Origin of the sequence: Pseudonocardia bannensis (assembly GCF_012911875.1) — a bacterium.
GTDB lineage: Bacteria > Actinomycetota > Actinomycetes > Mycobacteriales > Pseudonocardiaceae > Pseudonocardia > Pseudonocardia bannensis.
This window is the reverse complement of record NZ_JAAXKZ010000069.1, coordinates 21,407-31,024: the sequence shown is the minus strand read 5'-3', so window position 1 is coordinate 31,024 and position 9,618 is coordinate 21,407. Positions and strand designations below refer to the sequence as shown.

9 protein-coding genes are annotated in these 9,618 nt (G+C 71.9%); 5 read left to right on the top strand and 4 right to left on the bottom strand.

All coding sequences use genetic code 11. The features are described 5' to 3' along the window. Window positions 1–124: 124 nt before the first annotated feature. Both HF519_RS18215 and HF519_RS18210 read left to right on the top strand, forming a co-directional pair. On the top strand, window positions 125–1,585 hold the full coding sequence (locus HF519_RS18215; RefSeq protein WP_312860185.1) for an MFS transporter: 1,461 nt from the start codon (window positions 125–127) through the stop codon (window positions 1,583–1,585). 49 nt (window positions 1,586–1,634) lie between these two features. Next, the gene (locus tag HF519_RS18210; RefSeq protein WP_169414169.1) at window positions 1,635–2,105 is read left to right on the top strand and encodes a winged helix-turn-helix transcriptional regulator; all 471 of its coding nucleotides are present in this window, start codon (window positions 1,635–1,637) and stop codon (window positions 2,103–2,105) included. Window positions 2,106–2,114: 9 nt separating this feature from the next. On the opposite strand, the gene HF519_RS18205 is transcribed toward HF519_RS18210, so the two are convergent. Continuing rightward, window positions 2,115–2,495, bottom strand: coding sequence for a VOC family protein (locus HF519_RS18205; RefSeq protein WP_169414168.1), 381 nt, complete (start codon window positions 2,493–2,495; stop codon window positions 2,115–2,117). Window positions 2,496–2,524: 29 nt separating this feature from the next. After that, window positions 2,525–3,706, bottom strand: a complete 1,182-nt coding sequence (locus HF519_RS18200; protein WP_312860184.1) for an acyl-CoA dehydrogenase family protein — start codon at window positions 3,704–3,706, stop codon at window positions 2,525–2,527. Window positions 3,707–3,831: 125 nt separating this feature from the next. Between HF519_RS18200 and HF519_RS18195 the strand changes: the two genes are divergently transcribed. From HF519_RS18195 to HF519_RS18185, 3 genes are read left to right on the top strand one after another with little or no spacing between them, the layout of a single operon-like run. Further along, window positions 3,832–5,592 carry a sigma-54-dependent Fis family transcriptional regulator gene (locus HF519_RS18195; protein WP_169414167.1) on the top strand — a complete coding sequence of 587 codons (1,761 nt, stop codon included), beginning with the start codon at window positions 3,832–3,834 and terminating at the stop codon, window positions 5,590–5,592. Between the two features lie 57 nt (window positions 5,593–5,649). Next, the gene (locus HF519_RS18190) at window positions 5,650–6,987 is read left to right on the top strand and encodes a bifunctional 3,4-dihydroxy-2-butanone-4-phosphate synthase/GTP cyclohydrolase II (protein WP_169414166.1); all 1,338 of its coding nucleotides are present in this window, start codon (window positions 5,650–5,652) and stop codon (window positions 6,985–6,987) included. After that, window positions 6,984–7,487, top strand: a complete 504-nt coding sequence (locus tag HF519_RS18185) for a flavin reductase family protein (RefSeq protein ID WP_169414165.1) — start codon at window positions 6,984–6,986, stop codon at window positions 7,485–7,487. Before HF519_RS18190 ends, HF519_RS18185 begins: the two co-directional genes overlap by 4 nt. An 87-nt stretch (window positions 7,488–7,574) precedes the next feature. On the opposite strand, the gene HF519_RS18180 is transcribed toward HF519_RS18185, so the two are convergent. Together HF519_RS18180 and HF519_RS18175 are read right to left on the bottom strand one after the other, a co-directional pair. Next, window positions 7,575–8,120 carry a carboxymuconolactone decarboxylase family protein gene (locus HF519_RS18180; protein WP_169414164.1) on the bottom strand — a complete coding sequence of 182 codons (546 nt, stop codon included), beginning with the start codon at window positions 8,118–8,120 and terminating at the stop codon, window positions 7,575–7,577. An 83-nt stretch (window positions 8,121–8,203) separates the two neighbouring features. Continuing rightward, entirely contained in the window at window positions 8,204–9,466 is a 1,263-nt protein-coding gene (locus tag HF519_RS18175) for an LLM class flavin-dependent oxidoreductase (protein WP_169414163.1), read from the bottom strand. Between the last annotated feature and the right edge of the window lie 152 nt (window positions 9,467–9,618).

Genomic DNA, 9,618 nt, shown 5'->3' with positions numbered 1-9,618 from the left:
CTCCCCACCCGCCCTGTTCCTCATGAGGGGATCGTTGGCAAAGGTAAGGAATTCTCTTGTCGGAGGACACCCGTCCGTGGTCACCTGATCGGGCAGCGCGCTGACCCGAAGTGGAGATGTGTCCGTGGCCGATGCCCTCCCCCGTACCCGGCCTGTCGGCGTGATCGGGGTGCTCGCCTCCTGCGGGCTGGTCGTGTCACTCATGCAGACCCTCGTGGTGCCGCTGCTACCGCTGTTCCCCCGGCTGCTGTCCACCTCGCCGGCGACGGCCGCCTGGCTGGTCACCGCGACGCTGGTGGCGGGCGCGGTGTCGGCGCCGGTTCTGGGCCGGCTCGGCGACATGTACGGCAAGCGCCGGATGCTCCTGATCGCCCTGGTGCTGATCACGCTCGGATCGCTGCTGGGCGCGGTGTCGCCCGGCATCGAGGTGCTGCTGGCCGCCCGGGTGCTGCAGGGCGTGTCCCTCGGCGTGGTGCCGCTGGGCCTGAGCATCATGCGCGACGAGTTGCCCGCGGACCGGGTGAGCAGCGGGGTCGGCCTGATGAGCTCGTCACTCGGCATCGGCGGCGCCGTCGGGTTGCCGCTCACCGGTCTGGTCGCGCAGAACCTGCACTGGCGATGGTTGTTCCTCGGTGCGGCCGTGTTCGCCGGCGGCCTGATCCTGCTCGTCCGCCGGCTCGTGCCCGAGTCCCCGCTGCGTACCGGGGGCCGGTTCGACCTGCCGGGGGCGGCGGGTCTCAGCGCCGCGCTCGTCTGCCTGCTGCTGGCGGTCTCCAAGGGTTCGGAGTGGGGCTGGTCGAGCGCCCGGGTGCTCGGCCTGCTGATCGCCGCAGTGCCGGTCTTCGCGGTGTGGGGTGTTCTTCAGCTGCGCACCCAGGGCCCCCTCGTGGATCTGCGGGTCAGCGCCCGTCCCGCCGTCCTGTGGACGAACCTCGCCACGATCCTGGTCGGCTTCGCGATGTTCGCGTCGTTCATGGTGAGCACCCAGATCCTGCAGGCGGCGCCCGCGACCGGGTACGGATTCGGGCTGTCGCTGGTGCTCTCCGGCGTCGCGATGCTGCCGATGGGCGCGGCGATGACGGTCTTCTCCCCCGCCTCGGCCCGGCTCTCGCACCGCCGCGGCCCGCGCACGACGCTCGTGGTCGGCGCGCTCGTGTTGACCGTGGGCAACCTCGGCTTCGCCCTGCTGCCCGGGAACCTGGCGCTGATCATCCTGGCCACGACGGTCATCGCCATCGGCGCCGCGCTGGCCTACTCGGCGCTGCCGCTGCTGATCATGCGCGCGGTCCCGCCGACCGAGACGGCCGCGGCCAACAGCCTCAACACCCTGATGCGTCAGCTCGGCACGTCGTCGTGCACCGCCGTCATCGCCGCGGTGTCCACCGCCCTGACCATCCGGGCCGGCGGGACCGTGCAGCCGTCCGCGGCCGCGTACATGGTCATCTTCCTCGCCGCGGCGGGAGCGGCGCTGCTCGCGACGCTGATCGCCGCGCTCACCCCGGCCCCGGCGACGCCGGGCGCCCTACCGGGGGACGGGCCGTCGACGGATGACCGGCGGCTCGAGCTGGGGGCGGCACAGCGCTGATGCCCACGTCAGTAGTCACACGCAACCCAGCGCCACTACCCTGACCCGCATGGACTACACCGAGCTGGACAGCGGCACGTGCTCGGTGGCACGCACCGCGTCGCTGATCGGCGACGCCTGGACCGTCCTCGTGCTGCGTGACCTGTTCAACGGGGTGCGCCGGTTCGACGACCTGGCCGGTCACCTCGGGATCGCCCGCAACGTGCTGACCCGGCGGCTGGCCACGCTCGTCGACGCGGGGCTGGTGGAGCGGGTGCCCTACCGGGAGCCGGGCCGCCGGGAGCGCCACGAGTACCACCTGACCCCGGCCGGTCGCGACCTGCGGCCGATCATGCTGGCCATGCTCGACTGGGGCGACACCCACCTCGGCGGCGAGGACGGTCCGCCGATGCGCATGGTGCACCCGGAGTGCGGCGCCCCGGTGCACGTCGAGGTGCGCTGCGAGAACGGGCACGTCCTCGAACCGGAGGCGCGGGTGCGCGCCGTCCCAGGGCCGGGAGCGCGGCGCCGGGCCGGCTGATCCGGCGGCTCAGGACGTCCGGCTGTCGCGCCGTATCGGATGCTGGGCCGGCACCTCGACCAGCACGATCCGCACCCCGTCGGGGTCGGCGATCCACATTTCGTCGAGCCCCCACGGTTCGCGGCGCGGCTCCCGCAGCACGGTCACCCCGCGCTCGGTGAGCTCCTGCTGCGTCGCGGCGAGGTCGCGGACCTGCAGCCACAGCGCCAGCCCGTCCGTGGGGGGCACGCCACCTCCCCCCGAGACCTCCAGGAACCCCGACCCCAGGAAGAACACCGTGCCACCGGGGAACTCGCGGTAGACCGCGAGTCCGAGCACGTCACGGTAGAAGGCCGTGCTGGCCACTGGATCCGCCGGACGCAGCAGGACGCGGCTGCTCAAGACCTCCACGCCCGGCAGTATCCCGGTTCTGTCCGGGTTCAGTACGAGCGCGGTAGCCCGAGCACGTGCTCGGCGACGTAGTTGAGCACCATCTCCTGCGAGATCGGTGCGATCTTCATCAACCGCGACTCCACCCAGTAGCGGTCGACGTCGTACTCCTTGGCGTAGCCGAACCCGCCGTGGGTCTGCATCGCGCGGTCGGCGGCGAAGTGCCCGGCCTCGGAGGCCAGGAACTTCGCCGTGTTGGCCTGCTCGCCGCACGGCAGGCCCTGGTCGTAACGCCACGCCGCCTCGCGCACGATCAACTCGGCCGCACGCAGCCGCATGTGCGCCTCGGCCAGCGGGAACGCCAGGCCCTGGTTCTGCCCGATCGGGCGGCCGAACACCCGGCGGGAGTTGGCGTAGTCAACGGCCCGGCGGATCGCGACCCGCCCGATCCCCAGCGCCTCGGCGGCGATGAGGATCCGCTCCGGGTTGAGCCCGTCGAGCAGGTAGCGGAAGCCCTTGCCCTCCTCGCCGACGCGGTCGGTCACCGGCACCGGCAGGTCGTCGTAGCGGACCTCGCAGGAGGCCACGGCGTTGCGGCCCACCTTCGGGATCGGTGCGATGTCGACCTCGGGGCGCTGCAGGTCGGCGAGCAGCAGGGTCAGCCCGTCGGTGCGCTTGGCGCACTGTTCGACCGGGGTGGTGCGCACCAGCAGCAGCACCTTCTCGCAGTCCTGCGCCTTGGACGTCCACACCTTCTGGCCGCGCACGATGTAGTGGTCACCGTCGAGCCGGGCCCGCGTGGTGAGCGAGGCGGTGTCGGTCCCGGAGTCGGGCTCGGTGACCCCGAACGCCACGTGCAGGTCACCCGACGCGACGCGGGGCAGGTACATCTCGCGCATCTCGGCGCTGCCGTACTTGACCACCGGGTTCATCCCGAACACGGACAGATGCATCGCGCTGCAGCCGTTCATCGCCGCCCCGGAGGCCGCGACCTCCTCCAGCACGATCGATGCCTCCGTGATGCCCCGGCCACCGCCGCCGTACTCCTCGGGGATCGCGATCCCGAGCCAGCCGCCGGCGGCCATGGCCTTGTAGAAATCCCACGGGAACCGGTGTTCGGCGTCGCAGGCGCGCCAGTAGGCGTCGTCGAAGTCACGGCAGACCGCGCGGACGCCTTCCCGGATGGCGCGGTGGTCGTCTTCCGTCGCGAAATCCACAGCGAATTCTGGCACGTCGGCCAGGGTCATCGCCGTGACTCATTTTGGGACACAGCCTGGGACAGGCCGGCACTAGCGTCGGCGGCAGGCCGGCATTCTCCCCGGTCCGGCTGCCGCGGACGAGGACGATGGGGTCCGAGATGACGACGGTGCATTCGGTCGGCCGCGCGCTGGCCCGCGAGCGGGAGCGCTTCCTCAGCTCCGGCATCCCGCCGCTGCAGGTCCGCGACGAGATCTCGTCGTCGTGGCGCCGCTGCTCGAGCTGGTCGGTCCCCCCGGAGAACATCGAGCCGCCCTACCGGCCCGACGTCAACCCGGAGTCGCGGCTGCTGCGTGCCGCCGGCCCGGTCCTCGACACCGTCAACGAGCGGCTCGGCGAGCTCGGGATCAGCTTCATCGTCACCGACGCCGAGGCGCGGATCCTCGACCGCCGGGTCCGGGAGCGCCAGCTGCTGCGCGCGCTGGACGCGCTCAACGTGACACCCGGGTTCGTCTTCGCCGAGGACGCCGTCGGCACCAACGGGCTGGGGACCGCGATCGAGCTCGGCCGGACCACCCGCATCGACGGCCACGAGCACTACGTCGAGCAACTCGTGCAGTTCACCTGTGTCGGGGTGCCGATCATCGACCCGGTGAGCCGTCGCCCCCTGGGTGTCCTCGACGTCACCTGCGCGGCGGACCACGACAACACGCTCGTCACGCTGATCGCGGAGCAGACCGCCCGCAGCATCGAGAACCGGCTGTTCGAGCAGCACTCGCCGCAGGAGCGGGCCCTGCTCGAGCAGTTCATGTCGGCCTCCCGGCGCAGCCACGCCGGGATCGTGGTGCTCAGCGAGCGGGTGCTGATGACCAACCCGCAGGCTGCCCGGCTGCTCGACGGTGCGGACCAGCCGCTGGTGTGGGACCACGCGGCCCGGGCCATGGCGGGTGGGACCGCGGCCGTCGAGAACGAACTGCCCCTGGCCGGCGGGCGGACCGCACGCGCCCGCACGACACCGGTGCGCGACGGCGGCGAGATCATCGGGGCGCTCGTCGAGATCCGGCCGACGGCCGAACCTGCGCCGCCCCGGCCGGCACGCAGCGCACCGCCCGAGGGCCCGCCCGGCCTGGCCGGTACCGACCGGGCGCTCCTCGGTGCCTACCGCGCCGGCCGCGCGGCACTGGGCGAGCGCGTCGTCGTGGTGTGCGGGGAGGCGGGTGTGGGCAAGCTGGCGATGGCGCAGGCCCTGCACCGCGAACACGGCGCCGCCGTCGTGCACGACGCGGCCGCGATCGAGGTCGACGGCGCGGCCGGCTGGCTCGACCGGCTGCGCGACATCGTGGGCGGCGAGCCCGGCGATCTCGTGGTGCGCCGTCTGGACCTGTTGTCCCCCGACGTCGTCCGGACCGTCTCGGCGATCCTCGGCACCGGGATCAGCCGCGGCTGGCGGTGCTCCGCCACCTTCACCTGCGGCAGCTCCTGGGAGGACACCGCACTGCCCGATCTGGACGCCGAGCAACTGCGGCTGCCCCCGCTGCGCAACCGGTTGCGTGACATCCCGGTGCTGGTCTCCGCGTTCGCCGCACCACGGCGGGTGGCGCCCGAGGTCGTGCAGTTGCTGATGCGGCTGTCCTGGCCGGGCAACGTCCGCGAGCTGCGATCGGTGGTGCAGCGGATGCTGGCCGCGGCCCCCGGGGGTGGCAACCCGGGCCTGGCCGAGGTGCCGCCCGAGGTCCGGCGCGCGGCACCGCGGCGGACGCTGACCCGGTTCGAGCGGGCCGAGGTGCACGCGATCCTCGACGCGCTGGCCGAGACCGCCGGCAACAAGAAGGACGCCGCCGCGCTCCTCGGGATCTCGCGGTCGACGCTGTACCGCAAGCTGCAGGCGGCCGGTATCGACCTGGAGAACACCGTCTTCTGATCGGTGTGTCTAGATCTCGGACACCTCCGGCCTGCGGCCCGCTCCTACCGTGATGACATGGATCACGTCGTTGGCCCGGAGACCGGCACAGCCGACCCCTCGGACGAGACGCGCTCGGCGCGGGCCGTCGAGGCCGCGCTGGCGGAGTTGCGTCGCGGACGAATGGTCCTGGTCGTCGACGACGAGGACCGGGAGAACGAGGGCGACCTCATCATGGCGGCCGAGCTGGCCACCCCCGAGGCCATGGCCTTCATGATCAGGCACACCAGTGGGCTGCTCTGCGTCGGGATCACCGACGAGCGCGCCGACGAGCTGCGGCTGCCGCTCATGGTGACCGACAGCGACGACCCCCGGGGCACCGCCTTCACCGTGTCGGTCGACCTGAAGGCCGGCACGTCGACCGGCGTCTCGGCGACCGACCGGGCGCTGACGATCCGCGCGCTGGTCGACCCCGCGACCCGCCCCGAGCACCTCTCCCGGCCCGGGCACATCTTCCCGCTGCGGGCCCGCGAGGGCGGGGTCCTGCGCCGGGCCGGGCATACCGAGAGCGCCGTAGACCTGTGCCGGATGGCCGGGCTGTACCCGGCCGGGGTGCTCTCGGAGGTCACCAACGACGACGGCACCATGGCCCGGCGCCCGGAGCTGGCGCGCTTCGCCGCCGAGCACGGCCTGGTCACCGTCGCCGTGGCCGACATCGTCCGCTACCGCCGCGAGACCGAGACCCTGGTTCGGCGCGAGGCCGCCGGCCGGGTGCCGAGCGAGTACGGCGAGTTCACCGCGATCACCTACCGGTCGCTGACCGACGACTGCGAGCACGTCGCGCTGGTGCTCGGCGACGTCAACCAGACCGGCGCCGAGGGCAGCCCGGCCGGCGAGCCGGTGCTGGTCCGGGTGCACTCCGAGTGCCTGACCGGGGACGTGTTCGCCTCCCGGCGCTGCGACTGCGGGGAACAGCTGGCCCTGGCCATGCGCAAGATCGGCGAGGCCGGCCGCGGCGTCGTCGTGTACCTGCGCGGGCACGAGGGCCGCGGGATCGGGCTGAGCCACAAGCTGCGCGCCTACAACCTGCAGGACGCCGGGATGGACACCGTGGACGCGAACCTGGCGCAGGGCCTGCCGGTGGACAGCCGGGAGTACGGCATCGGCGCCCAGATGCTGCGTGACCTCGGCGTCCGCGAGATCCGGCTGATGAGCAACAACCCGGCCAAGTACCGGGGCCTGGCCGGCCACGGGGTGCGCATCGCCGGCCGCGAACCGCTCGTCATCGCACCCAACCCGGACAACATCAGCTACCTGACGACCAAACGCACCCGGATGGACCATCAGTTCGGCGCGGGTTTCCCCGCGGCCGTGCCCCCGGCGGCACCGGTCACCGCGGTCGGGGGCGCCTCATGAGCGCGCATCCCGCGCAGTCGGCCCCGGACGAGGCCCGGCTGTTCCGCGACGCGATGGCGTCGTTCCCGAGCGGGGTCACCATCGTCACCACGACCGACGCCGACGGCCGCTGGTGGGGATTCACCGCCACCTCGTTCTGCTCGGTCTCGATGGACCCGCCGCTGGTGCTGGTGTGCCTGGCCGAGTCGGCGGAGTGCCACCCGGTGTTCCAGGCGGCCCAGCGGTGGATCGTGCACGTGATCCATCCCGAGCACGCCGACCTGGCCATCCGGTTCGCCACCCGTGGGGCGGACAAGTTCGCCGACGCCGGGTTCGTCGCCGACGAGCGCGGGCTGCCGGTGCTGCCGCGTTCCTGCGTGACGCTGGACTGCACGGCACACGCCAAGCACCCGGGCGGGGATCACACGATCCTGCTCGGCAAGGTGGAGAACACCCGCCTCGGTGAGGACCTCCCGGCGGTGTACTTCCGGCGGGGCTTCCACCTGCTCAACAGCATCTGACCGCCGGCGCGAGCCTGGTGGGCGACGCTCTGCGAGCGGGCCGGGCCGAACAGCCGGCCCGGCCCGCCGCACCGGCGGCCCGGGCGATCAGGTCCGGGCGGAGGGGAGCGCCCCGGGGCCGGCGGCCTCGTCCGGGTCGATGCGCAGCGCCGTCATGATCCTGGCCAGGCCGAGATAGTGCCCGGCAGTGAGCGCGACCTCGACGATCCGCCGGTCGTCGAGCTCCGCGGCGAGGGCGGCGAACGTCTTGTCGGGCACCTCGCCGTCGCGCACCATGTCCGCGACGAACGCCAGGGCGGCGCGCTGCGCGGCGGTGAAGCAGGCGGCGTCGGTCTCCCCGCGGTCGAGCGCGGCGATCTGCTCGTCGGTCGCGCCGGCGGCGACGGCGATCGGCACGTGCTGGTCCCACTCGTAGCGGGCGGCCAGCCGGCCGACCTGCAGGATCACGAGCTCACGCAGCAGCGGGTCGATCTCCAGGTCGGAGAGCACGACGCCGCCGAAGCGCAGCCAGGGGACGAACGCCGACTCGGCCTGGGCGAGCAGGCCGAACACGTTCAGCCTGGGCATCTTGCGCAGCGCCGATGCGGTGGCGGGCGGGGCGGACTCGGGATCGACGTACGGAACGCGGGCCATGCCGCGACCCTAGGTGCCGGCCGTCCCGGCGCCGCGTCCCACAGTGGGACGCGGACGCCGGTGGCCGGAGCGCTGCCGGGCCGTCAGGTGAACCTCGGGATGATCTTCTCGGCGAAGATCTCCATCTGCCGGCGCGACTCGTCGAAGGACATGAAGCCCTGGTCGAAGAACCAGCTGAACCACTCCAACTCGCCGCCGGCGGACTGGTGGATCGTCGCCACGTCCTCGATGTCACGGAGTACCTGGTCGACGGTGCCCGCGATGCCGTACTTGACCTTGCGGAACCGCTCGACCGTCCATTCCTCCGGCGGCAGCGCGACGTAGTTGTCCGGGTCGCGCGGGTACTTCGCGTCGTCCTCCGGGGTGCGGAACGCCTCCCAGAAGCCGAATCCGGAGAAGTAGATCCGGAACCCCTCGTAGTTGGTGCGCGTCATCAGATCGACGGCTTCCTGTTCGGAGTCGCCGAAGTGCACCGACCGGAACGCCCCCACGCCCTGGCCCAGCCCGAGCTGGCGGCCGTTCTCCGCCGCGACCTTCTGATAGGTCTCACAGAGCCGCACGAAATCGGGCGGGTAGGAGGTGAGGATGAAGGGCGTGATGCCCTGCGTCGCGGTGTACTCGATCGTCTTCGCGCTCACCGAGAACGGCTGGAACGACGGCGGATACGGATCCTGGTAGGGGGCCGGGATCACCGAGATCCGGCGGACGACGCCGTTCTCGTCGACCTCACCCGGCGCGCCGTACTTGCGCGTCCACTCGTGCGCCGGCCAGCGCGTGATGCCCTCCTCGTAGGGCTGCGGCACCGAGTAGTACTCGCTGTTGTACTCGATCGTCTCCTGTGTCCACGCCATCTTGACGATCTTGTGGACCTCCTCGAAGACCGCCCGGTTGTGGTTGTCCACCGCGGAGCCGTCCATGGGGGCCCCGGTCACGTGGTAGTGCTGGCCGAGCACATTGGTCCAGCGGTCCTGGTAGCCGCGGGCGAACCCGGAGTACAGCCGGCCCTGCGTCAGGTGGTCCAGCACGGCCATCTCCTCGGCCAGCCGGAGCGGGTCCCAGGACGGCAGCACCAGCGCCATCGGCGCGAACTTGATCCGTTTGGTGCGCGCGGCGAGGTCCGCATAGATCAGCAGCGGCGCGACGGAGGCCTCGAAACCCTCCGAGTGGAAGTGGTGCTCGGTGGTGGACAGCGCGTCGAAGCCCGCCTCGTCGGCCATCACCGCCAGGGTCCGCACCTCCTCGAGCATCTGCTGGTACCTCTCCTTGTTCCGGCCGATCGGGCGGAGTCGTTCCCGTTCCTCGAACGTCGCCGGGATGGTCGGCAGCATGAACAGGTTGAATTTCATTCCGAATTCCTCCCTGACTTTCCTCGTGCGGGCGGGACGCGAGACCCCGAGCCGGACCGGTCGGAGCGGACAACCAGCGTGCTGCAGTGAGACAGATCACACGTGTCTCGATATCGAACACGAGATCGCCGCGTGTCGTGACCCGGAGTGGC